This is a genomic window from Lysinibacillus fusiformis (assembly GCF_003049525.1).
GTDB classification, from domain to species: domain Bacteria; phylum Bacillota; class Bacilli; order Bacillales_A; family Planococcaceae; genus Lysinibacillus; species Lysinibacillus fusiformis.
Genome location: NZ_PYWL01000005.1, coordinates 179618 through 202553, shown reverse-complemented (window position 1 = coordinate 202553; position 22936 = coordinate 179618). Strand labels below are relative to the sequence as shown.

Below are 22936 nucleotides of genomic sequence, written 5' to 3'. Positions count from 1 at the left end.
GGCGAAATCTCATCTGCCGTTGAGCGCACGGGCCATGGCATCTAAATAATTCTGACTAGCGCGCAGACTAATTTCAGCATCCGGCACAAAGACTTCAAAGCAATGAAAGCTACCAGGATAGAGATTCATCTCAACATCTACTCCTGCTTGAGCAAGTCGTGTTACATAATCGAGTGTTTCATCTCTGAATAAATCAAGTTGACCTATACACGTGTAGGTAGGCGGTAGTCCTGCTAAGTTATCTGCTCTTGAAGGAACCGCATATGGAGAAAGTTCATGGGTGTCCTGTTCCTCTCCTAAGTACATACGCCAAGCGGTCAAATTATTTGTTCTACTCCATGTTGCGTGACTGTCAGTAATCTCGTAGCTAGAAGTCGTTTCATTTCGGTTATCAAGCATTGGATACAGTGGCATCTGGAATATAATTGAGGGTCCTCCTTTATCGCGAGCCATTAATGCTAGAGCTGCTGTTAGACCTCCACCTCCACTTGCACCGGCAATTGCCACTCGTTTACTATCAATGCCAAGAGTAGGAGCTTCAGTTGTCATCCATACTAACCCTGCATAGCAATCTTCAATCGCAGCTGGATAGGGATGCTCGGGGGCAAGTCGATAATCAACTGAGACGACAACACAGTTAGCGGTCTGAACAAAACGTTCACATAGAAGATCATCCATATCAGGGTGTCCCATCACGAAACCACCCCCATGAATCCAAAGCATAGCTGGAAGTTTATCGTGGTTCCGTTTAACGGGTTCATATATTTTAACTAGCATTTCACCCCCATCACCTCTGGGAATCGTACGATTAGTTATAACTACAAGCTCTGATTCCTCTAATGGAGATTGGACTAAGAGACGACGACTCCACTCTAAATCTTCGTCTAGTCGAAAGCCTGGAAATTGGGAGTAAGCCTGCCTTAATTCGGGTAAGATTCGGTCATTGATTGTCATATAAATTCCCCCTGTAAAGTAATGAATTTTTAAATAAATGGATGTCCTTGTACTGCCATTTCAGCCTCCCATTGGGCAACTTCTTCGCGCACACGAGGAGCCACTTCGGTTCCTAGAAGTTCTATAGCTTGCATGACTTGATCATGTGGCATTGTACTTAAAGGTACGTATAACATAAATCGTGTGATCCCTACATGTTTACGAAGATGAATGATTTTCTGAGCAACTGTCTCTGAATCACCGACATATAATGCCCCTTCAAAACTACGTGCAGTATCATAGCTAGAACGATCATAATAGGACCAACCCCGTTCTTTGCCCAGTTTATTCATGCCCGCCTGTGTAGATGGGAAAAATGTATCTGCTGCCCACTCGTTATTCGGACCAACGAAACCTATCGAATGGGAGCCTACCTGAAGCTTAGATAAATCATGACCTGCATGAGCAGCAACTTTTTTATAAAGTTGTACGATTGGAGCAAACTGCATAGGACTGCCACCAATGATTGCTAGCATAAGTGGTAATCCTAAAAGACCTGCCCGAATGGCTGATTGTTGATTTCCTCCACTACCAACCCAAATGGGTAAGGATTTTTGAACAGGTCTTGGATACACACCTAAATTATTGATCGCCGGTCGGTGCTTCCCTTCCCACACTACTTTTTCTTCCTCACGAATTTTAAGTAATAAATCTAAATGCTCTTCAAATAGTTCATCATAGTCATTTAAATTGTATCCAAATAAAGGGAAAGATTCGATGAACGACCCACGACCTGCCATAATTTCCGCACGCCCATTTGAAAGTCCGTCCAAAGTAGAAAAATCTTGATAGACGCGAACCGGGTCAGCTGAAGAAAGGACAGTCACCGCACTTGTAAGTCGTATTTTTTCCGTTTGTGAAGCAGCGGCGGACAACACCATTGCAGGGGAAGATGCAGCATAGTCTTCTCGATGATGCTCGCCAACCCCAAATACATCCAGTCCTACTTGATCGGCAAGAATGATTTCTTCAACCACTTCACGTAAGCGTTGGGCATGACTAATCACTTCCCCACTATGAACATCTGGTTTTGTTTCTACAAAAGAGGTAATTCCTATTTCCATTTGTCATTCTCCTTGTCAATTTAATGTTTTGTAAATCGTAAAGTCGTTGCCCAAAATAGAATTGCTATAGCACTAATTGAAGCTCCGAGGAAAGAGACCCCTTCCCAGCCAAAGTGTGCATATATTTGTGTAGAAGCAATGGAGCCACTTGCACTGCCGATGGAATAAAAAATCATATATCCAGCAGTAAGTCGACTTCGTGCCTCTGTACGTAATGGAAGAATTAGCGCCTGATTCGTAACATGTACGGCCTGTACAGCTAAATCTAGCAATACGATCCCTACAATTAACGCAAATAACGATTGTTCTAGATAGCTAATAAACAACCAAGAAATTAGTAATAGTGCTAATGCTATACCTGTTGTTCTTTGTGCGTATCCTCGATCAGCCAATTTCCCTGCCCGTGCCGCAGCCAACGCGCCGGCCACTCCAACAAGACCAAAAGCACCAATTACGCTATGTGAAAGTGCCAACGGTGGTGCACTAAGTGGAAGAACAAGTGATGTCCACAAAATACTGAAATCAGCAAAAATTAGCATGGCTAGAACTGCACGGATACGTAGTGTTCGTTCTTGTTTTAATAAAGTGAACACAGATCTAATGAGTTGATGGTAGGGGAGTGATTTTACTTCTCGCTCCACTGTAGGTAACACCTTTACAAACAAACAGACCATGATGAGCATGAAGGCAGCAGAGACTAAATAGACAGTACGCCATCCTGCAAGGTCAGTTAATAGTCCTGCGAAGGTACGGGCGAGCAGGATGCCAATGACGATTCCACTCGTGACAATCCCAACGACTCGACCACGCTCTGCTGGGGAAGCGATGGTTGCTGCAAATGCTACAAGCGTTTGTGTCACAACTGCAAGTAAACCTACTAAAGCCATGCCTGTGAAAAGAACTATGCTATAAGAAGCAGTACCGACTATAACTAGAGCCGTTGTGGATAATAGCATCTGTCCGATAATCAAACGTCGTTGGTTAAGTAAGTCCCCAAGTGGCACTAGAAGTAATAGGCCTAACCCGTAAAAGATTTGCGTGATTGTAATGACAACACCAATAATCGACGGATCAATATTAAACGCAATAGACAGCTGATCAAGCAGCGGCTGTGCAAAATAAATATTGGCGACTGACATTCCACAGGCTGCTGCGAATAAAAATGTGACAGCACGTGGCATGGACGACTGTAGATTCATCGAAGGTGCATCCCATGTCTGTCTAAGATCTTCGTCCATCTTATATCCTCCAGTCCATATAGAATTTCATTATAACGTACCGTTTGGTACAATATAATTGTTGGTAAATATATCTTAACCTTATGGAAGGTGTCAAGCGTTTATTTAGTATTTATTTTTATATCCTTACAATGAATAGTGTAAAATTGACAATGGAACCAGCTGATTATACAATGATTACATACTGTTTGGTATTTTAATTTTTATATAGTTTAAATGGCGAAATCTACTACAGTGGAGGTGATTTTATGGCAAGAACCCGTGAATTTGATGAAGGAAAAGTTTTAGAGGCTGCCATGCAGTTATTTTGGGAGAAGGGATATGAAGCTACTTCTCTAAGTGATCTTACTTCAAGAATGGGCATTCAACGTCCAAGTATTTACTCAACCTTTGGTGATAAAAAAGAGCTATTCGAAGCAGCACTGCGTAGATATACGACATCTAGAGCAGCTGATATACGGACTAGACTTCAAAGTCATGTTTCTGTAAAGCAGGCATTTGCTACTTTTTTTGAAGAAGTGATTCAAGCTGAGTATACGAAAGATCTTAGTAACGGTTGTTTTTGTATTAATACAATGGTTGAACTCGCTCCTCATGACGAAAGATTTGAGATTTTAACGAGGGAGCACCAACTTTATTTAGCAGTTATTTTTCAGGAGACCATTGAGCGAGGGGTCCGAGCAGGTGAGCTTGAGGCTGACACGGATGCAAAATCACTTGCGCAGGCACTCATTGTATCGTTAATTGGATTAACCGTTATGATGAAATCACAGCCACAGCGTTCATTCGTTGATAATGCAATAGCTGCGACTCTGACATTACTTAAATAAAATTTTAAACTAGTAAAAGAATAAAATATAAACGTCCATAAAACCTATGTGGCAGCAATTTTAACAGGAATTGTACCGTTCTCTGATTTAGATGTTCCAAACCCTACAGTAGCTGATTTTGCGAATATCGGAGGCTTAACGGTATTTACCTTATATGAAAAACAATAATGGAAGATTTCATCCCCCTTTAGAGTCTCTAAAGGGGAATTTTCTAAGAATAAATTCAAATCACATTTCTATAAAGCTCTACATAAAATAAATTTATACTTCTTTACAAGCCCAAGCATCAATCTCGACCTTTATGGCCGGAGCAGCCAGTGCCACTACGTACAGTAAGGTTGTACATGGAAGATGTCCTTGTAAAAAATCATTCATTATTTCTTTTCGTTGTTGAGCCTCCATATCGCCTACCAAGTAAAACACGAGCTTTGTAATATCTTGAATCTCCATATTGGCATGATCAAGATTTTTCCGAATATTATCTAGTGCTATCTTCAATTGGGCAACCGGATCCTCAGGTATTGACCCATCTATCTCCATGCCAATTTGCCCGGATAATGTTAACCATCTGTTTGGTCCTGTTACTTCGATCTGATGTACATAAGGGGCTACAGGTGGATGAATGTTTTCAGGATTTCTACTAATTTTCATTGAACCCATCTCCTTTTCTATTATTCATTTTCATCTCTCCATTAAAATAGCATAGAGTAATCATATAAAAGTAGTATAAATACCATTATAAATGAACTTACAAATTGGATATGTCGATTCAAAGGGTTATAATAGATTCATAAAATATAGGCTTATACGCTGATAAAGCATTCAAAATAGATAAAAGTATTAACTTTTTAATTTGACTAGACATACAATTCACTTCACGCCCTTAGGTTTTATACAGATACTTCTAAAGAAACATGAATTTCGTCTTAATTTGAAGGTGGATGGCTATACTCATTAAATAGAGGGAAATTTTTACATAAGAATGATGCGTATTGATGTAAATTAATGTTTACTACTGATGTTTAGTTACTAGTGCAACCTTAGGTGGCAAAGGCAGCGAGGCCGTTTTGTAGAAGGAGTGAATAAATGAATAATTTCTTTCGGAGTAATGGATTTAAACGTTTTATCATTCTAGTTGGAATTGCTGTTGCATTGTATTTAATGCGAAGTATGATCAACTTAATTTTGCTTACGTTTATTATTACCTATTTGATGAATCAGCTTACTACGAAGACAACGAAAAAAATAAGAAAATACACACCGATGAATGAAAAGGCTGTTACTGTAACATTATATTTGTTACTGGTCGCTGGTATTGTTGCTGTGATTTACAAATACTTGCCCATTGTCACGCAGCAAGTCACACAGCTTTTTGATCTTATTGCTAGCTTTAACCTAGATCCAGATGACAATGAGATTGCGAGATATTTGGCTCCAACCTTTGAGAAGATTGAGCTTGGTAAGTATTTAGAACAGGGTGTGGATATAACTCTTAAAAATATTACGAATATTGGTAAAATCATTATGCAAATTTTGATTTCCCTAATATTGAGTTTGTTCATCTTGTTGGAAAAGAAACGAATCATTGAATTTACAGCAAAGTTTAAGGATAGTAAAATTGGACCTCTTTACGATGAACTGCATTATTTTTCAAGAATTTTCATCCGTTCATTTGGTAAAGTAATTGAAGCACAGTTCATTATTGCTGCTGTTAACTGTGTATTATCAGTGATTGCCCTTTCGATTATGGGCTTCCCGCATCTAATTGCTCTTGGGATTATGCTGTTTATTCTTGGCTTAGTGCCAGTTGCAGGTGTTATTATTTCATTAATCCCACTCAGTATTATCGCCTATAGTATTGGTGGCTTAATGTACATTGTCTACATTTTAGTAATTGTTATGGTCTTACATGCGATTGAAGCGTATTTCTTAAATCCAAAGCTTATGTCAGCTAAGACAGATTTACCGATTTTCTACACATTTATGGTCATCCTTTTCTCAGAGCATTTCCTTGGTGTATGGGGATTAATCATCGGTATCCCATTGTTCATGTTCTTACTTGATATTCTAGGGGTTACTTCCTCAGAAGAATCTAAACAGAAAATGGACGACGTTGAGGACAAAAAATTAATGGAATAAAAATAACTTTACAAAAGGGATCATCTTGTATGTAGAGATGATTCTTTTTTTATTTACATCGTATCTCATTTAAGATAAGTAGGGGGTGTTTTTGACAATGATGGTAAAGGGACAGAAGGTATATTTAAGAGAAATCTCTGTTAATGATAGCGAAAGTATTGAAAAATGCTTTCAAAATGAGGAAATCATGTATATGACAGGAACTCGTAACTTGCTAACAAAAGAACAAATTAAAGAGGCGATCTACCGCTTTAAAGAAGATTCTACTCGCTATGACTTTGCTATTTGTTTAGTAGATAATGATCAAGTAATTGGTGACTTAGTTATTATGGAAGTGGATTTAGATAATAAGAAGGCTATGTTTCGTATAGCCCTGCATGGATTAGAGGATTGTGGCAGAGGACTTGGATCAGAAGCAGTTCAACTTGCTCAAAAATTTACGTTTGAGGAGCTATGTCTGAATCGTTTGGAACTACAAGTTTACTCTCATAATATTAGAGGGATCAAATCCTATGAAAAGGTTGGCTTCAAAAAAGAAGGTGTGTTGAGGCAGGCATTATTTATGAACAATGCTTTCTCAGACGAAATCATTATGAGTATTCTGCTGGAAGAGTATATGAAAAAATTGCAATAGAAATTGAGCTAGCACAGAGTATATGTGCTGGCTTTAATTTCGTTAAATAGAAAATAATACTAATAATGTATAAAAAGGTATGTTATTCTACATAAGAATCTTTGTTACAGGGGGCGGTCATGATGACAAATACATTTATTTTTATCGTTCAATACAGGGGGAAAACGTCTTATTAACAAAGTGTTTAGCGTTTCCCTAAATTCGGAAGGGGACCATATATGTCTAGCAATACTGTAAGAATCGAAGAAGTAAATAATAATAATTGGTATGATTGCTGCCTATTAGAAATATCAGAAGAGCAAAGGGATTATGTTGAATCCAATGCTATTTCTATTGCTCAATCAAAGTTCGAACCGACTTTAAAGCCGTACGCCATTTACTATAAAGACCAAATTGTTGGGTTTTTAATGTTCAATGCTGTAAAGGAAGAGCTTGGCGGGTACTGGATCTATCGCATAATGATTGATCGGCACTTTCAAGGCAAAGGTATTGGCAAAGAAGCCACAAAGCAAATAATAAATGAAATAGCTAAGTTACCGGATGCTACAAAGGTTATAGTAGGCTATCATCCAGAAAATAAAGCCGCGCATCATCTGTATGCAAGTTTAGGCTTTGTCGATAACGGTGATCGTTTCGGTAAAGAAATGGCTGTTATTCAATATTTAACTGAATAAATAGTAGGAAAGGGACCTGTATAAGTACAAGGTCCCTTTCCATTTAAGCATCGCCAGAAGAGGCAATTATTCGTGGATTTTTTTTGATATACCCGTAAATAAGTAAGGCTGTAATCCCTTCTGCCACTGGGAAAGTCCACCAAATAGCTTGAGAGCCAAACACTTTAGGCAGAAGAATAAGTGTTGGGATAAATAAAATAATACTCCGTAGTAACATAATAGTTGTGGCAATACGAATTTTTTCGATAGATTGAAAGAATTCGGCGAGCACCATATTGATACCTAAAAATACATAGCCTATAGCAAAATGAACAAAGCCTTGAGTTGCCATATGACGAATTTCGAATGAGCTATCTCCGAATAAAGCCATAAGCTGTGAAGGAAAAAGCATAGCTATAAGTGCTGTTGTTAATCCTAAAATAAAAGCCGTAGCTAATCCGATTTTTAGTAATGCTGTTAACCTCTCAAGTAATCTTGCCCCATGATGATAGCTAACTAATGGCTGTAGAGCCATGCCAATACCTAAGAAAATCGTTAACAGGACTGTATGGATATAATTGACCATTGCATAGGCGGTCACACCGTTTGCCCCTAAATAGTGTAAAAAGGTCACATTATATAAAATAATAATAACCGCTACAGAAGCCTCGACAATAAAACTAGGTAATCCGATAGCGAAAATTTTTCTTAAATTTGTCTTATTGAAGAATGAGGAGACAAACTTTAATTCAGAATGTGGGCGGAAAAAATGAAGACATAGTACAGCAGTACCTATAATAGTAGCTATTGCTGTTGCTAATGCACAGCCTGTTACACCATAATCTAGAACGAAGATAAAAATATAATTTAAGATAATATTCAATACAGATGTTGTAATTAAACCCAGCATAGCTAGCTTTGGATTACCATCATTGCGAATAAAAATACTTAAAAGATTTTCAATTGTATAAAACACTCCAAATAACAAAATAACGTGTAAATACTCTTGCACATATGGATACGTATCATCACTTGCCCCGAATATATATGAAATATCTTTTAAATTAAGCGCAAGGAACCCGATAATTGTTAACACGACCACAAGCATTGTAGTAAACGCCAACGTAAAGAGCTGATGGGCTCGTTGCTTATTGCCTTCCCCAAGAGAAATGGAATAGAGTGTAGCTCCACCCATCCCTATCCAAAGCGAAATAGACAGCAGAATAGAGAAAATCGGAACAGCAATATTAACGCCTGCTAACGCTGTAGGACCCACGCCGTGACTAACGAAAATGCCATCCACTAAAATATTAACGGACATGAGAAGCATGCCAATCATAGCTGGAAATAAATAGGATAAAAACAATGGTTTGAGCGGCCGTGTTTCAATTGGATTAATGGTTGTCATATCCATGCACCTCCAAGACCATTACTTTTTCCCCTTTATCATCTAGTTCACCATTAAACATAAAGCCAAACTGTTTATATAGCTGAATAGCTACTGCATTATTGTCATAAACACTTAAATATATTTTGTGACAGCTGAATTTTTCTGTTAAGTAATGTATAAGCTGCTGTAAAAAATGTTTACCTAAACCTTGTCCCTGATAGCGTTCATCAATTAAATAACGATCAAGCCAAACTCGTTGACTATGATCCTCATGAGGAAATACGCCATACATAGCGAAGCCTATTACGGTGCTGTCCTTATATAAGCCTAAAGGTGTAAAGCGCCGATCCATCTCCGCCTCTGCTAAGCATTGGTCTGTACTTTCAATAAAATTTTGCTGATTGTCAGCAATGCGTAATGCTAAAATTTCTTGTTTGTTAAAAGCTGTAATGTCACGAATCTCCGTGAACATAATGTCAAAACCTTTCTATTTTTATTGTGAATAGGTACAATCTAAAGTATATAGTTACTATATAGTCAAGAGAGGATACTCAAAAAATGCTTAATAAAAATGTAAAATATTTTACAACTGGTGAATTTGCTAAAATATGTAAGGTTAATAAACAAACTTTAATTTATTACGATCAAATTGGCTTGCTATCTCCTGTTATGAAGGATAGTAAAGAGTATCGATATTATTCACTCGCTCAATATGATTTTTTTAGCGTCATTGAGTTATTAAAGGCTGTTGGCATGTCTTTGAAAGATATACAGCAGTATATGGCGGAGAAATCACCTGAAAATTTTTTAGAATTGATGCATCTACAAAAGGAAATTGTCGCAAAAAAGCGGCGAGAACTGGAGATGATTGAAGGCATTATTGATGTCAAAATTGATTTAACGAAGGAGTCACTACAACTTGATTTTGATAGCATTACAATTGAGCATTTTCCAGAGGCAACCTTGTATTTAAGTCGAAATATTGAGGACTCAACGGAAGAACAATTTGTTAAGGCTGTCTCTGATTTTATAGATGAATTGGATCGCTCTCGCTTAGACACAGGTTATCCCATTGGTGGAATTACCAAAAGGGAGCAGGTATTAGCCGGTAACTATGATAATTATAGGTACTTATATATTGAGCAGCCGCATCCGCAGGAAGGTCATCCTTATTTTAAAGCGATTGAAGGAAAGTTTATTGTTGGTTACCATGTAGGAACATCTATAACTCTGGGAGAGACCTACAAGCGATTATTCCAGGTCATGAGAGAAGAAGGCTATGAGCTGGGGCAATATGTTTATGAGGAATATATTTATGATGCGGTTATTAAAAATCGTGAAGAGGAATATGTAACAAAGATTATGGTGGAAATAAAAGAAGGTTGTTGATGCATCTCTGCCTATCAACAACCCCAAATAAACTTAATGCAATGTTAAGTTTATTTCCGGATGTGCCTTTTGTATTTTATTTAATTTATTGTCTTGGATTCCTTTTAAATTTTTATCGAAAAAGCCAAGTGATAATTCATTAATCAATTTATAAATTGCATTTACATCTGCCCCAGATTCATTAATAATCGGCGAAACGGCTGCTAAATCTGTAAAACTTCCGTGATTTGTTTTTGGAATAATAGCTGTGTAGACACCAGGCTTTTCAATTGTTTTATTTCGTAGATAAGCTTCTGCAAACAATTCATCACGATTACCAGGCTGCTGGTTATATGCTTCTTTCATAAAGTTAATGGATGCCTCAGCATTCATCAGCATAAAAGGCTTTTCAGGACCATTTTTCGGCATTAAATCGCCATATAACCCACCATCCATATCAATGGCTGCTTTAATACGATTATCCTTTACTAGCATTTGAGCTGAAGTAGCACCGCCAAAAGAATGACCTAGCATACCAATGTTATCATAGTCAATTAGTGAGGCTATTGCACGAAAGTTCTTATCAAAATCGCCTTTAATGACTTCATCTAAAACAAATGATGCATCCTGCTCCCAAAGATGGATTCGATTATTCAAGAATGTAATGGTGTTTTCAATTGGTGTAAAATCAACCCGATCACCATCGGGGAATATTGTTGTTGCCGCATCACCTGTAAAGTTAAGAGCAACGACAATATAGCCATGACTCACTAATTCTTCTAGTTGGAAGGTATTTTGTCGACTATATAAACTCATACCATGTGCAAATAATAAAAGTGGAAATTTTTCTTTAGACTTTATAGCTGTCGCATCTTGATAAGAACGGGTTTTCGTCAGTCCTAAATGCGTTGTCGCGATATTGGGAAAACCCTGTGTCGTTGCTAACTGTTGTGTTAACGCATCTATATCTTTAAAGTAGGGTGAAGGTTGTCCTGTCTCTTTTTCAGCAGGATAATAAACTTGAATCATCAGTTCGCGATTCACCTGATGATTAGGTACAACAAATTCTTTGCGATTCTTATCGGTCAGGTGAAATGTCTGTGTTCCTACTGTGTATTTTCCTGTTAGTTCAGGAAAATACATGATTGGAAATAACGTTGGTAATGTGAACATAGTAATAGTGGCCACAACAATACCTGAAGTTTTAATTATTTTCATCCTTAACTTTTTTGAAACAATTGTACTTTTTGGCTTCACAAAAACTTGTAATGTTAATAACATCAAAACAAAATAAGCAGGGATCATGCGCCAGTTAGCACCAATTGTCATAATTGTTCCTATTAACAAAACATAATTGGTAGCTATCATAATAAGATTTATTGTAGTTACCCCACGTTGTCTAAAAGTTAGTGAGATACTCGATAGTATTAAAATAAGTGTAAATAGTACTTCTAAGGTTTTCATCATTTATCTCCTTTTACATACATACGAATGTATGTAATTAATTAAAAATATTTTCAAATATATATACATACGAATGTATGTATAAGATTAAAATAATAAACTACATATAGTAGTTTATTATTCCTGCACTTTATCAAATAATGCTAAAAAAACATCTTTCAATTCATCATTCATAAGTGGTATGCCAATTCCTTTGAACATCAAACTTATATGTTCAATTTTATGAATAAATTCGGCTCGGCTTACACGAAATATTTCAGGATTCATCCAAATGTCAAAAAGCATTGTAAAAGTTTCAGCTGCTTGCTTAGGGAAAGCAACTTGCAGTGAGCCGTCTTGATTGCCTTCATCAATAATTTTTTGAATTCCTGGTGCAACAACCTGAATTCCTTCTGTGATGCGGCTATAAACAAACTCGGCAGAATTCATTTTCAAATGAATCGAGGATAAGTTTTCTTCCTTTCCACTTTGAGAAATTGAGAAAGAAATGCCTTGTCTTAAACGCTCTAAAGCATTTAAGTTTTCCAAATCTGAGATGTCATTAAAATAATTATTTGCTGTTAGCATTTCCTTTGTGATGGCATCAATAACATCAGCACGCGTTTTAAAATGATGATAAAATGCTCCCCTAGTAATATCCCCTACATCATCGACAATTTCTTGAATCGTTACATTATCCCAACCGTTTAAAGTAAATAATTTAACAGCTGATTCAATGATTCTTTTTCTCGTAACTTCTGGATATTTATTTCTGGCCATAAAATATCTCCTTATAGATACATTCGAATGTATCTATAATAATAGGCGCATCCTTCCAAATTGTCAACATGATACGATTTATGAGAATTGCTGAAGAAAACTAGAAAAGAACTAGTAAAGGTAAGTAATTTAGCATATATTTTGAATTTAAATAGAAGTATAATCCGAGTGTTTTTAGGCAAAGTAAAACCAAACTCTAATACATAATTGACTTCCTGACGATACATTAGTAGAGAAAAAAGTAGAGCATTATCCGAAATATTTTTCTAAGCATGGAGGAATAGAAATGCAAATATGGATTGATCGATGGACGCAATTATTAAAACAGCTTGAACAGCAAGGTGCTTGGATTCATCCACTGGAGATAAAGCCTATGGCTACTGTGCATGAATTATCAATGGTAGAGATGTGGCTCGGCGTTCCGATTCCTTCTGAGTTCCGTGATGTATTACTTCATTGTTCTCGACAAGTGGGGGTATATTGGTCTTTACCTGACGAGGCACTACTTCCTATTGAGCTGGAAGACACACCATCAGGTGATTTTGGCTGGAGCTTGGAAGAACTCGAATTCCCTGATTTTGGCGGAGACAGTGATAATGCAAAAGAACAACTATACCTACAATTTCATACGACTGGCAATGGTGATGCACTTCTTATTAAGATTGAGGATGGTTCCGTTTGGTATTGGAATCATGAGGGGGGTGAGTATGACCTTCTTGCCTTGAATTTTAAAGATTATGTAGAGAGAGCTACAACTTTAGGATGCATAGGGGCAGATTGTGGACAGTATCTACAGTTTTGTAGTGAAGGTGGACTAGATTTAAGTCTGACCACTTCTCAAATCTGGCTAAAGTGGTTTGAACAATATTTAACTTCAACGTGGGAGAACGTTATGTATCAACTGGATACTTTACTCATATATGTGTCGATGCATGGTATGAAGGATACTAGGGTTCGAGAAGCATTTACACGGTTAAATACTGGGAAAGTGTTTGCCGCACTTCAAAATCAAATTGAACAATCACGGCGTTTAGTAGATAAAGAAGTATGGTGCAAAGTGCTAGTTGAGGTTTGTGCAACAGAGGCAAGTCATTGGGTGATGACACTTTGGGAAGATCAAAATGATTTGCCTAATAGTATTAGAGATTACTTAACCGCCTACTGTCTACCAGAAGAAGTGGGGTTATCACTTGTTCTTCAAGATATTGAAAAAAGGAGAATTGAATCTTATACAGCTTTACATCGACTACGTCATTTTCATAACCCAAGAACAATAGCATGGATGAAACGTTATGTTTCTTTTCCGATAGAGGGGTGGGATACGCTTTTAGTAGAATCACAGCCGAGTGCAGAAACTTTATTTGAGTGGTTGAATGGTAGGGAAGTAGAGCGTCAAATAGCAATACGAGCCGTATGCCAAATGTTGCAGCAAGGAATTAAACCGACAACTTCAGTGGATATGGAGAAATGGCTGTCATTGCTTACGTTTTGGAAGGACAATGAAGTACTACGAAAACATAAACAATTTTTTAGCCAAGCTCTAGAGGGCATTGAACTTTGGTGAAATCTAATAATTGTAAGGAGGAGTAATAATTGAACAATTTCACTATATTCGCTTCTATGAATAATACAAAAGAAATCGAATGTAAGATTTTCGATGTTTTTAGTAAAGGTTTTGCTATTGAAAAAAATGAAGATAACTATCTTATAAAATCCAAAGCACTATTTAACAAATATAAATTGATGGTTAGGGTGATGTCTGAAGATACAAACTCAGAATACTTTGTGAATAATATCCCTGGAATGATGAGCTATTACAACAGTATTCCATTTGAAGATAACCATTTAAAAGAATTAGTTTTAACGCAAATTTCTGTGTTAAATACAGTAATTGCGATCGAATGTGAAAAAGAAATAAAGGGTGAACAAATGCAGTTATGTTTGAGCCTGCTATTAACCATTGGAGGAATTGGATTTTTACCAAATGGTACCTTGTTAGACAAAGAAGGTGCAGTCATTGTTTATCCTGATGGGCAATCAGGGCCATCCAACTTTAGGCCTTATGCTTGTACACAGAAGGTGAGGGGACAAGAGGCGACATCGGAAGAAGGTCATCAAAGAAAGAATAAAACGATAGCGTATTTAAAAGAAAACGGTATTCCATACACAGATTCACTCCCGCAACTTCCGCCAATTGGAGCTTGTCAGCTTAAAGCCAAAGAGGATATTGCTAGGAGAGCTGTAGCTTTACTAATTGTTATTCAATTTGCTTGTGATGTGGCACAAGGAGAAAATGTTGAAGAATCAAGAGATTTCTTCATCAATATGTTGCATAAATATGAAGTGGAGGCAAATCTAACGGACAATGAAAGGGCCTTTTTATATGACCAACAACCAAATGCACAAGAAGCCATTAATATTTCATGGCAATATGAAGCTTATTGGATACTGATTTGGGTACTGGGATTTGTTAAAGAGCTTGATTTTCCTGATGAAGTATGTGATTGTGAGTACGCTATTCAAGTTATTTCTAACTGCGAAACGTTTGAGCAATTTTATCTTCAAATTATGATGCGTAGTCAGAAAGAAATAATGGATGAAGCCGACAAGATATTCAGATTACACTGGGCGTGCGTAGATAGTCGTATACAAGAACGACCGGCTCCTGTTGGAATGAATGAAAGTATTGTTATGGAAAGACGTAGAGCCTTATTCTGGTTGATCGGTCATCAAAATGAAGAGTGGGAAACGATATCAATGGATACTTAGAAAGTAATAGCAAACTAGGATACTAGTTTGCTATATTTAAAGGTCATTTTACATAGGTTGGTTTATTCACCTTATCAATTAAAAGAATACCATCGTATTGATCGCGTGGAACAAGGCTTTCTTGTATTACTCCCCAGCTATAGGATAGGCGAGGTTCAAACATCCATGAGTTACCACGTTCATTTTGACGATTACGTAAATCAATGAATGTGTAAGGTTTGTTGGCTGAGGATACAATATCTTCGATAGATCCTTTTATTGGTGGTAAAACGGGCATCGTCTCGCCCATATTATTGGCAGTTTCTCCGCTAGTCATATATAGACCTAATACATAGCTATATTTTTTGTAGATGTCTGGTAAACGTTCACCCATTAATTTAACTGGATATGGGGAGCCCATTACATCTGATTGAGCCTTACGAATATGGTCATTATGCGCCCAAACAATAAACTTTTCTGTTGGATACATTTCTTCAGCTAGCCAAAGTAAGTTCTCCATCATGGCCTGATCACGCCACTCCATTGTTGTTAAAAACGATTCATATTTATTTTGCTCCATCTCGATATTGGATTGAATTGTTAGCTCTACATATTCGTCTGCCAAACGGATACGATCTGCTAAAGTGCGCTCCATCAGCTTTACTATTTGAAGTTCATTCGGATAAGCTTTTTGAAGCTCCTTTTCTTTCGTCTGAACTTGTGCTTTTACTTGTTTATAAACGTTAATAATAGCCGTTTTTTCTTTCTGGTAGCCTTTTACATCTTTGCTAGAGCTCCATTCTGCGAGTTGCTTTTCCGCGTCACTGAATTGCTGAGCCAATTGAGGATTTTGCAACCAATTCCCATTCGTAAATGCCCCTTGCTGTTGAATATCAAAGCCTGCTAGAACAAGAGGTTTTTCTGTAGCTTGAGTTGTTTTTGCGTATTCAAAAAGAGGCAATGTTTCTTTTGTCCACCATACTCCAAAAATAGCATCCTTCATCGTTTGTAGTGCAGCTTGTTTATCAATTTTTCCTTGGGCATTCATGACATCGCCCAGACCACTTTCGAAGGCTAAAACATTGTAACCCATTTCTTGATGTAAAAATTGTATTAAACGAGTTTTAGCGAGATTAAACTGTGCGACCCCATGAGAGCTTTCACCTAAAAAGACAATTCGTTTATCATGTAATAATGGCTTTAGCATTGCTAGGTCCTCAAATTTATTAGAAGGGATTTTCTGCGAACTAGCTGGTTCCGGCTGAATGGAAGTCAAGCTGTAAGCATGATCATTCACCCATTTTTTCCAATCCTCTAATGTTTCAGTAGTAGTCCTAGCCTGTTGAACCGCTCCGTATTTTTCCTGCTCTTTTATCGCAGGGTCAGCTGCTGAAGCACTAGTTATGCCACTGAATACGATTAAACTTGTCAGTGCTGTACTTAATAAAGCTTTCCGTTTTCTATAATGTTTCATTGAAAATCAGCCCTTTTCTTTATGTTGATCCTAAGTATAAGGGGCAAAGTTTAAAGCATAGGAGGAGTTTGTTTAAATTTTGTTTAAATTTGAATTGATTTTAAAAAAAGAAAGCATCTCCATTTAAATGGAGATGCCAATAGCTATTTATAATGATACGTACTAGCTCTAACGTGATTTCGTTGAATTTGGTTAAACCATGCCCGATCCTTTTCCTCTTGATTTAAGGTACCAATAATAGAGGAGGAGCAGCTCACGCAAATTTTCGCTTGAGTAATTTGTCCACATCTTTCACAAGGTGCGCCTAAATTTGGGAAAATCGAATTTTTTAACTTTCCGGCTTTAACCCATTTATACAGCAGCTCAGACGAGACACCTGTCAACGTCACAACCTCTTCATTTGTTAAATAACGATTATTTTTTCTTAATAAAAAATGATGCAGTTCTGAAAAAATATCCTCTTCTCTCACATCTATCTTTTTTTGAAATAGCAACATAACTAGTCCTCTCCTCGTCACATCAATTCATGCTTTCTTTAACGGTTATAGGTTGTTCATCATATTTATAATTTTCCCAACGATTGCGTGCTAGCTTTCGATATTTTGGCGAGACATTCTTATCGGCAATTAATCTAGAAAATCCTTTTTTAGCTTCTGTCATATCACCAAGTCGGAGGCTTAGCTCGGCATGTAAAAATTGAATTCGCTCTCCACCTTCCTGGTTAGATGCAAATGATTTACTGTAAAAATCTCTAGCGGCAAAAAGGTAGCGTTTTTCAGATTCTTCGTCGTTTTTCAAACGATATAACCAGGCAATTTTTAATGCGAAATTTGCCATCAAAAGCGATTCTTCCATTGATGCGCGAGATACTAGATAGGCCAGCTTAAAGCTTATAATGGCATCATCGATTGTACGTTCCTGACAGATATTCATAGGTTTCTGTAGCTCTTTAATGTATAGTTCATCTATGAGCTGCATGAAAGGTCCGTATGTCCGCGTCATGGATTTATGGAAAGCAAAGCCACAATGTGGGCACACAGCAACTTCATACAGCAAAGGGTTTAGGCCATCATAGACGGGCATGAAATCTGTTTGTTCCTCGATAATTTTATATCGATTTGGGCGTACTTTATACGTTGTAAAATGCTTTTTGCAAAATTTACAATCTACGCTACTTTCATAGTAGTAGATGTTAAATGCCATAAGAATCAACTCCTTTGCATGCTCTAGAATTAGTATTTCTTTTGTTCTATTTAAACGCAATCGATAATCGTTCAATGTATTTAATTCATTATCTATCATTTTAACAATTCTGTGTTCTTTGGTATACTCCTTTAGAATTATTAAATTAAAAATAATTCTTACATTTTTAGTTAAATATCATTAGAAATAAGCTTGTAATAGTATTTATCGGTGTACTTAAAGTAAGTTATATAGTTCGAGCGAATTTTGTCGAATTATATACAATTTATTTCATAGACAATTTGAATTGTATAGTTCAAAAGTTATGTGCGAGAGGATGAAGTAAATGACATTTAAAATAGTGTTTTTTGATGTGGATGGTACTCTGGTCAATTATGAGGATGGCGCTGTGGAAGAAAGTACAAGGCAGGCCATTCACCTACTACAGGATAAAGGGATTCATCTAGTGGCTGCGACAGGAAGGCCATTGTCCATGTGTGAAGAGCTGAAAAGTTTGGGAATTGAAACCTTTATTACGGCAAATGGAGCATATGTGAAGCACAAGGATGTTGTCATACATAAAATTCCGATTGATAAGGGCATTGTTCAAAATGTTCAAGCTTTTGCACAGCAACAACAGCATTCCTTAACATTTTTTACAGAACAACTTACGATGAATGCTATTCAAAATCCGTTAGCCTTAAGCGCGATGCAAGAGACATTGTCTTTACGTGATTTTCCCGTTAGAAATGACAGCATTATAGAAGAAGAGGTTTTTCTTATGTGTCTTTATGCAGATGAGCAGGCTGAAAAAAGATTAGCTTGTCAATTTTCGAATATATTACGGCAACGATGGCATCCTTATATTGTGAATGTCTTACAGCAGGATGTGTCCAAGTCGATAGCTGTGAAGGCTGTACTGGATTATTTTGAGATTAATTCTAAGGATGCAATAGCTTTTGGAGATGGAGAGAATGATATAGATATGCTAGAGCAGGTTGGCCTCGGGGTTGCCATGGGAAATGGGAGCCAAGCTCTAAAAAATGCTGCAGATTTTGTTACAAAGAAATCCATTGAAGGTGGCATAGATTTTGCTTTACGTCAGCTTCACATTATTTAACGACATATTTGCTTGAGCAATTTTTTAGGGATACGGTTATGACTGTATAGAAAAGGTGTTAGGTGGTCGGAAAATGGCGCAGCATGTGCAATCTCTAATTGAACATTACGGGTATTTTGGCATCATTGTAATCCTAATTGGAGGCATTGTTGGGTTGCCACTTCCTGATGAAGTATTTTTAACTTATGTAGGCTATAGTGTTTATCGAGAAAGTCTTGAACATATCCCAGCGTTAGTAAGCGCCCTGATTGGCGCCATGGGAGGTATTACTTTAAGCTACTATATCGGCCACCGATTTGGCTTACCGCTCTTGCAGAAATATGGGCCAAAATTTCATATAACTGAGCAAAAAATTGATTTTACTAAAAAAATGTTTACGAAAGTAGGTCCTTTTTTATTAATAGTGGGCTATTTTATTCCAGGTGTACGCCATCTGACAGCTTATATTGCGGCTATTAATAATTATCCCTATAAGAAATTCGCATTCTTTGCTTATACAGGAGCATTTATTTGGACGTTCACATTTATAACATTAGGAAAAGTATTAGGGGAGAAGTGGCGATTCGTCGGTTACTATTTGTCCCATTACAGTATTTATGTCATCTTACTGTTTGTCCTTGTCATGTTAATCGTTTATTATTTATTGAAAAAAAGAAACGTACAAAAGTAAAAGTCGGTATGATTCGTACCGACTTTTTATTATGGCAAAATGGCAAATGATCGAACAGGGAATCCAGATGCTTTTTCAGGCTTAGGTACAATATTAAAAATAATAGCCCCTTTTGGAGGAAGCTTGTCCAAATTAGTCATAAGCTCAATTTGATAGGTGTCTTGATCAAGGACAAAATATTCTCCATCCAATTTGCCGCTTTGACGAAAATCAGTAGCAGAATCGGTATCAAAAGTTTCATGACCGATTGCACTTACTTTACGTTGCTTGAATAAAAATTGTAATGCCTCCAAGCCCCAGCCTGGAAGATGATTATGGCCATCCACATCTTTATTATTGAATGCTTCTTTATCGGGCCAACGCTTACTCCAATCTGTTCGCAGTGCCACAAAAGTACCTTCTTCTATTTGTCCATGTTGTGCCTCGAATTCTAGAATATCTTGGACACTGAGCGTAAAGTCATGATTACTAGTAGCTTCTTGTGATTTATCAATAACGATAAGCGGGAGAACGAGCTCCTTTAGCTCTAGTTCATCTAGAAAACGAGTATCTCTTACAAAGTGAACAGGTGGGTCAATATGTGTTCCATATTGTCCGGGAAAAGTAAACTGCTGTGCGAAAAAACCGTCATCATGCGAGAATAATGTTTCAAATTTAGCATCTTCAAACATAAAAAAATGAGGTGAATGTGGGCCGAAGGTATGTGTCAAATCGACCCATTGTTTTGATTTTAGTAAGTGCAATGCTTCTAAAAGTTCGTTAGACATTTAATTTCCTGCTTTCTAAAAGTAATGGTAAATAAAAAAGAGTCCTCTATAGAAGAGGACTCCCTGAATCATACGTGGGTAGTTCGTCTTCTCATCTTTCAGGCTTAGATTTTGCCAAAAGGAATTAGCACCATACTGATTGAGCTGGTTGCTGAGACTTCATCGGGCCGATCCCTCCGTCTCTCTTGATAAGAAATAGAATATAAGAATTTTCAGAAATAATAGTACAAATACTTTAGCATATATTTTTATAGTTTACAACTTTTATAGGATTACAGGGTTAAGATTTTTATTTACCAATTCAAAATTAACGTTACTCTACAGCAACCACTATCCATAAGCTGTATTCTAAAATTATCTGGTGTATAGTTGGTTTCGAATTTTGTAGTGATGCCTGTGGATGTAATCAATTTTTCGACCTCTGTTTTATTTGAAAGTTGTGCAGCATTTTTTAAATCATGGGCAAATTGTTGAGAGCTATCAATTTTATCCGTAAGTAATTGTGCTTGCTGCATAATCGCCTTTATCCGCGTAGCTGAAGATATTAATTTTTGTGTATCAACAGGGGGAAAGGCACTATTACTGGTCGGCATTGCTAAATGTTGAGAAAAGGGTCTAGCTGCAAGGTGATGGGCTGTTGATGGTATTGGGTAATGGTAGGGGTGAACAAAATACGGATAAGGATTATAATACAATTCAATTCCTCCTATCCAAAAGCTGATATCTTATCTTATGTATCATGATCTTTTTAGGTGTTTGGATAAAGATAGTCCTGTACAGGAGTGTAAAACATAATATGCTACATAAACAAAAAAGGAAGCCATGGCAGCTTCCTTTACGTTCTTTAGCCAAGAACATTTAATACATCATCTATTTTTTTGCTATGTGATAGGATTCCATAATTCATCCACGTTAAAAAATCCACCTCATAAACACAGCTGCTCTTAACTGCTCTTAGGTTTTTCCACATAGAAGATTTTAAAATAGTACGCTCTTCATGCTCATAAATGGAGTGTTGCTTGTCGAAGGTGATAAACAAATGATCAGCGTCTAGCTGTAGCAGTTGATCTGATGTCAGATGAGCTTTACGCTGGTTAAGCGGTATTTTCCATACTAATGGATGAGGCGTTAAGCCCAAGTCACGATATAGGATTGGCCCTGTATAGCCGCATTCAGGGCCAGCATACAGTGTAATGCCAATGGACGAAATGCGAAGAAATGCAACACTTTGCCCATAAACGGATTTACCGAGAATTCGTCGAGCCTTCTGTACCTTATCCTCATATTCCATGATAATGTCTTGCATCATAGAGGTTTTCCCTGTTAAATCAGCAATTTTAAAGAGAGTCGATTGCCAGTCCTCCCCAGGGTGGTTGAGGTGACAGATTGGGGCCAGCTTATTTAAATGAAGACAAGTTTCCCAACGCTCTATACCAGCATCTAACATAATTAAAGTTGGTTTATAGTGAAAGAGACGATCCACTTCTCCAAACTGTACATCGATATCGGGAACATCCTGCAAACCTAAATAGTCTTGTTTTCCCCATTTGGAATGACTGAATTGAGCAATGGGTGTAATCCCTAAAGCTACAAAGAAGTCCTCTAAGAACGGTGCAAATACACGTACATTATTGCTCTGACTTCGTCGATATTGCCCTGGGGAAATACCTACATGCTCTTTAAAACGACGATTAAAATAATATTCGTTATTAAAGCCAATGGACTGACTAATTTCAAAGACACGATCATTAGTTGTCATTAATAACTGTTTGGCCTTTTCAATACGTATACTATTTAAATAATGAAGAGGAATCTGCCCCGTAATATCTTTAAAAATACGAGAGTAACTCCATCTTGGAACTTCTGCTAGTTCTGCTAACTGTTCAACAGTCCAATCCCTTCCAAAGTATTTGTGCAAATATTGAATAGATTGCTCTACAGATTGACGATCATTTTGTAGTATAGGCTTCGGTTGGTTTTGTTCAAAAATAAATAGCATCAATTCTTGAAAACGAACATGCTGCTCAAAAATAGTGTGTTCATCCTTTGCTTGACGACACCGATAAATAGCTTCTAATAGTTTATTGCATTGAGAGAAAGGAAGGAGACGTAGTTCTCTAACACTTGTAAAGAGACTAGTAGGAGCATGGGATTCACTAAGATAGATCGTGTTAAATGTCAATTGGTACATGCAGAGAGGCTCATCGGCAGTGTGAATTTCGACATGGCTATTAGGTGGAATAATCACACATTTTTCTTTCATAAGGTGGATAGTTTCATGATTTGTCTTAAGTGTTCCGTTTCCACTAATAAGGATGAAAAGCGAAAAGTATGTATGGCTATATGACTGCATATTCACTGACAGAATAGTATATGAAATAGTTTGTAAATGATAGATTTGTGTTAAATTACCCATTGTCCACGCACTCCTAAGTAAAGTTTA

Annotated in this window: 23 protein-coding genes and 1 riboswitch; of the genes, 9 read left to right on the top strand and 14 right to left on the bottom strand. The window is 37.1% G+C overall.

Annotated elements, in window-relative coordinates; translation table 11 throughout:
• Nucleotides 1-9: 9 nt before the first annotated feature.
• From C9J29_RS14090 to C9J29_RS14080, 3 genes are read right to left on the bottom strand one after another with little or no spacing between them, the layout of a single operon-like run.
• Nucleotides 10-954 (bottom strand): alpha/beta hydrolase, encoded by a 945-nt coding sequence (locus C9J29_RS14090; protein ID WP_107922339.1) that lies wholly within the window; start codon nt 952-954, stop codon nt 10-12.
• A gap of 29 nt (nt 955-983) precedes the next feature.
• Nucleotides 984-2057, bottom strand: a complete 1074-nt coding sequence (locus C9J29_RS14085; protein ID WP_107922338.1) for an LLM class flavin-dependent oxidoreductase — start codon at nt 2055-2057, stop codon at nt 984-986.
• A 20-nt stretch (nt 2058-2077) separates the two neighbouring features.
• The gene (locus C9J29_RS14080) at nt 2078-3295 is read right to left on the bottom strand and encodes an MFS transporter (RefSeq protein ID WP_089985864.1); all 1218 of its coding nucleotides are present in this window, start codon (nt 3293-3295) and stop codon (nt 2078-2080) included.
• Between the two features lie 248 nt (nt 3296-3543).
• Between C9J29_RS14080 and C9J29_RS14075 the strand changes: the two genes are divergently transcribed.
• On the top strand, nt 3544-4125 hold the full coding sequence (locus tag C9J29_RS14075; protein ID WP_008175424.1) for a TetR/AcrR family transcriptional regulator: 582 nt from the start codon (nt 3544-3546) through the stop codon (nt 4123-4125).
• 261 nt (nt 4126-4386) lie between these two features.
• Here C9J29_RS14075 and C9J29_RS14070 read toward each other — a convergent pair whose 3' ends face one another.
• Complete coding sequence (locus C9J29_RS14070) at nt 4387-4776, bottom strand: RidA family protein (RefSeq protein WP_008175420.1); 390 nt, start codon at nt 4774-4776, stop codon at nt 4387-4389.
• 435 nt (nt 4777-5211) lie between these two features.
• Between C9J29_RS14070 and C9J29_RS14065 the strand changes: the two genes are divergently transcribed.
• The 3 genes from C9J29_RS14065 (at nt 5212) to C9J29_RS14055 (ending at nt 7572) form a co-directional block, all read left to right on the top strand.
• Nucleotides 5212-6264, top strand: coding sequence for an AI-2E family transporter (locus C9J29_RS14065; RefSeq protein ID WP_008175417.1), 1053 nt, complete (start codon nt 5212-5214; stop codon nt 6262-6264).
• A 100-nt stretch (nt 6265-6364) separates the two neighbouring features.
• Complete coding sequence (locus C9J29_RS14060) at nt 6365-6898, top strand: GNAT family N-acetyltransferase (protein WP_107922362.1); 534 nt, start codon at nt 6365-6367, stop codon at nt 6896-6898.
• Between the two features lie 218 nt (nt 6899-7116).
• Nucleotides 7117-7572 carry a GNAT family N-acetyltransferase gene (locus C9J29_RS14055; RefSeq protein WP_012295975.1) on the top strand — a complete coding sequence of 152 codons (456 nt, stop codon included), beginning with the start codon at nt 7117-7119 and terminating at the stop codon, nt 7570-7572.
• Nucleotides 7573-7615: 43 nt separating this feature from the next.
• Here the strand turns inward: C9J29_RS14055 and C9J29_RS14050 are convergent, their stop codons facing one another.
• Together C9J29_RS14050 and C9J29_RS14045 are read right to left on the bottom strand one after the other, a co-directional pair.
• Nucleotides 7616-8959: an MATE family efflux transporter gene (locus C9J29_RS14050; protein WP_008175411.1), complete on the bottom strand. Its 1344-nt coding sequence runs from the start codon at nt 8957-8959 to the stop codon at nt 7616-7618.
• Nucleotides 8946-9413: a GNAT family N-acetyltransferase gene (locus tag C9J29_RS14045; protein WP_036121436.1), complete on the bottom strand. Its 468-nt coding sequence runs from the start codon at nt 9411-9413 to the stop codon at nt 8946-8948. The genes C9J29_RS14050 and C9J29_RS14045 overlap by 14 nt, the downstream gene beginning before the upstream one ends.
• Nucleotides 9414-9499: 86 nt before the next feature.
• On the opposite strand from C9J29_RS14045, the gene C9J29_RS14040 reads away from it, so the two are divergent.
• Complete coding sequence (locus C9J29_RS14040; protein ID WP_008175407.1) at nt 9500-10330, top strand: MerR family transcriptional regulator; 831 nt, start codon at nt 9500-9502, stop codon at nt 10328-10330.
• Between the two features lie 33 nt (nt 10331-10363).
• Here C9J29_RS14040 and C9J29_RS14035 read toward each other — a convergent pair whose 3' ends face one another.
• Nucleotides 10364-11773, bottom strand: a complete 1410-nt coding sequence (locus tag C9J29_RS14035) for an alpha/beta hydrolase family protein (RefSeq protein WP_115648602.1) — start codon at nt 11771-11773, stop codon at nt 10364-10366.
• Nucleotides 11774-11890: 117 nt separating this feature from the next.
• Nucleotides 11891-12532 (bottom strand): TetR/AcrR family transcriptional regulator, encoded by a 642-nt coding sequence (locus C9J29_RS14030; RefSeq protein WP_012295970.1) that lies wholly within the window; start codon nt 12530-12532, stop codon nt 11891-11893.
• Nucleotides 12533-12818: 286 nt separating this feature from the next.
• On the opposite strand from C9J29_RS14030, the gene C9J29_RS14025 reads away from it, so the two are divergent.
• Both C9J29_RS14025 and C9J29_RS14020 read left to right on the top strand, forming a co-directional pair.
• Nucleotides 12819-14096, top strand: coding sequence for an SMI1/KNR4 family protein (locus C9J29_RS14025; protein WP_107922337.1), 1278 nt, complete (start codon nt 12819-12821; stop codon nt 14094-14096).
• Between the two features lie 29 nt (nt 14097-14125).
• On the top strand, nt 14126-15301 hold the full coding sequence (locus tag C9J29_RS14020) for a DUF4272 domain-containing protein (RefSeq protein ID WP_089985858.1): 1176 nt from the start codon (nt 14126-14128) through the stop codon (nt 15299-15301).
• 43 nt (nt 15302-15344) lie between these two features.
• Here C9J29_RS14020 and C9J29_RS14015 read toward each other — a convergent pair whose 3' ends face one another.
• The 3 genes from C9J29_RS14015 to C9J29_RS14005 form a co-directional block, all read right to left on the bottom strand.
• Nucleotides 15345-16754, bottom strand: a complete 1410-nt coding sequence (locus C9J29_RS14015; RefSeq protein ID WP_107922336.1) for an erythromycin esterase family protein — start codon at nt 16752-16754, stop codon at nt 15345-15347.
• A 143-nt stretch (nt 16755-16897) separates the two neighbouring features.
• Complete coding sequence (locus C9J29_RS14010; protein ID WP_012295965.1) at nt 16898-17251, bottom strand: hypothetical protein; 354 nt, start codon at nt 17249-17251, stop codon at nt 16898-16900.
• A 22-nt stretch (nt 17252-17273) separates the two neighbouring features.
• Nucleotides 17274-17957 carry a DUF2225 domain-containing protein gene (locus tag C9J29_RS14005; RefSeq protein WP_036121430.1) on the bottom strand — a complete coding sequence of 228 codons (684 nt, stop codon included), beginning with the start codon at nt 17955-17957 and terminating at the stop codon, nt 17274-17276.
• Nucleotides 17958-18282: 325 nt separating this feature from the next.
• Between C9J29_RS14005 and C9J29_RS14000 the strand changes: the two genes are divergently transcribed.
• A complete protein-coding gene (locus C9J29_RS14000) occupies nt 18283-19056 on the top strand; it encodes a Cof-type HAD-IIB family hydrolase (protein ID WP_089985856.1) in 774 nt (257 codons plus the stop codon).
• A gap of 73 nt (nt 19057-19129) precedes the next feature.
• Nucleotides 19130-19726, top strand: coding sequence for a DedA family protein (locus C9J29_RS13995; protein ID WP_089985855.1), 597 nt, complete (start codon nt 19130-19132; stop codon nt 19724-19726).
• 29 nt (nt 19727-19755) lie between these two features.
• Here C9J29_RS13995 and C9J29_RS13990 read toward each other — a convergent pair whose 3' ends face one another.
• From C9J29_RS13990 to C9J29_RS13980, 3 genes are all read right to left on the bottom strand, one after another.
• Nucleotides 19756-20493 (bottom strand): cyclase family protein, encoded by a 738-nt coding sequence (locus tag C9J29_RS13990; RefSeq protein WP_107922335.1) that lies wholly within the window; start codon nt 20491-20493, stop codon nt 19756-19758.
• Nucleotides 20494-20581: 88 nt separating this feature from the next.
• Nucleotides 20582-20688, bottom strand: a riboswitch (SAM riboswitch).
• 98 nt (nt 20689-20786) lie between these two features.
• Nucleotides 20787-21188, bottom strand: a complete 402-nt coding sequence (locus C9J29_RS13985) for a YuzC family spore coat inner layer protein (protein ID WP_043989945.1) — start codon at nt 21186-21188, stop codon at nt 20787-20789.
• A 149-nt stretch (nt 21189-21337) separates the two neighbouring features.
• Nucleotides 21338-22909, bottom strand: coding sequence for a helix-turn-helix domain-containing protein (locus C9J29_RS13980; protein ID WP_107922334.1), 1572 nt, complete (start codon nt 22907-22909; stop codon nt 21338-21340).
• Nucleotides 22910-22936 lie beyond the last annotated feature (27 nt).

Bases quoted from the DNA above. Each gene is read 5' to 3' on its own strand.
- C9J29_RS14090 (WP_107922339.1), bottom strand. From the start codon at position 954: ATGACAATCAATGACCGAATCTTACCCGAATTAAGGCAGGCTTACTCC.
- C9J29_RS14085 (WP_107922338.1), bottom strand. From the start codon at position 2,057: ATGGAAATAGGAATTACCTCTTTTGTAGAAACAAAACCAGATGTTCAT.
- C9J29_RS14080 (WP_089985864.1), bottom strand. From the start codon at position 3,295: ATGGACGAAGATCTTAGACAGACATGGGATGCACCTTCGATGAATCTA.
- C9J29_RS14075 (WP_008175424.1), top strand. From the start codon at position 3,544: ATGGCAAGAACCCGTGAATTTGATGAAGGAAAAGTTTTAGAGGCTGCC.
- C9J29_RS14070 (WP_008175420.1), bottom strand. From the start codon at position 4,776: ATGAAAATTAGTAGAAATCCTGAAAACATTCATCCACCTGTAGCCCCT.
- C9J29_RS14065 (WP_008175417.1), top strand. From the start codon at position 5,212: ATGAATAATTTCTTTCGGAGTAATGGATTTAAACGTTTTATCATTCTA.
- C9J29_RS14060 (WP_107922362.1), top strand. From the start codon at position 6,365: ATGGTAAAGGGACAGAAGGTATATTTAAGAGAAATCTCTGTTAATGAT.
- C9J29_RS14055 (WP_012295975.1), top strand. From the start codon at position 7,117: ATGTCTAGCAATACTGTAAGAATCGAAGAAGTAAATAATAATAATTGG.
- C9J29_RS14050 (WP_008175411.1), bottom strand. From the start codon at position 8,959: ATGACAACCATTAATCCAATTGAAACACGGCCGCTCAAACCATTGTTT.
- C9J29_RS14045 (WP_036121436.1), bottom strand. From the start codon at position 9,413: ATGTTCACGGAGATTCGTGACATTACAGCTTTTAACAAACAAGAAATT.
- C9J29_RS14040 (WP_008175407.1), top strand. From the start codon at position 9,500: ATGCTTAATAAAAATGTAAAATATTTTACAACTGGTGAATTTGCTAAA.
- C9J29_RS14035 (WP_115648602.1), bottom strand. From the start codon at position 11,773: ATGAAAACCTTAGAAGTACTATTTACACTTATTTTAATACTATCGAGT.
- C9J29_RS14030 (WP_012295970.1), bottom strand. From the start codon at position 12,532: ATGGCCAGAAATAAATATCCAGAAGTTACGAGAAAAAGAATCATTGAA.
- C9J29_RS14025 (WP_107922337.1), top strand. From the start codon at position 12,819: ATGCAAATATGGATTGATCGATGGACGCAATTATTAAAACAGCTTGAA.
- C9J29_RS14015 (WP_107922336.1), bottom strand. From the start codon at position 16,754: ATGAAACATTATAGAAAACGGAAAGCTTTATTAAGTACAGCACTGACA.
- C9J29_RS14010 (WP_012295965.1), bottom strand. From the start codon at position 17,251: ATGTTGCTATTTCAAAAAAAGATAGATGTGAGAGAAGAGGATATTTTT.
- C9J29_RS14005 (WP_036121430.1), bottom strand. From the start codon at position 17,957: ATGGCATTTAACATCTACTACTATGAAAGTAGCGTAGATTGTAAATTT.
- C9J29_RS14000 (WP_089985856.1), top strand. From the start codon at position 18,283: ATGACATTTAAAATAGTGTTTTTTGATGTGGATGGTACTCTGGTCAAT.
- C9J29_RS13995 (WP_089985855.1), top strand. From the start codon at position 19,130: ATGGCGCAGCATGTGCAATCTCTAATTGAACATTACGGGTATTTTGGC.
- C9J29_RS13990 (WP_107922335.1), bottom strand. From the start codon at position 20,493: ATGTCTAACGAACTTTTAGAAGCATTGCACTTACTAAAATCAAAACAA.
- C9J29_RS13980 (WP_107922334.1), bottom strand. From the start codon at position 22,909: ATGGGTAATTTAACACAAATCTATCATTTACAAACTATTTCATATACT.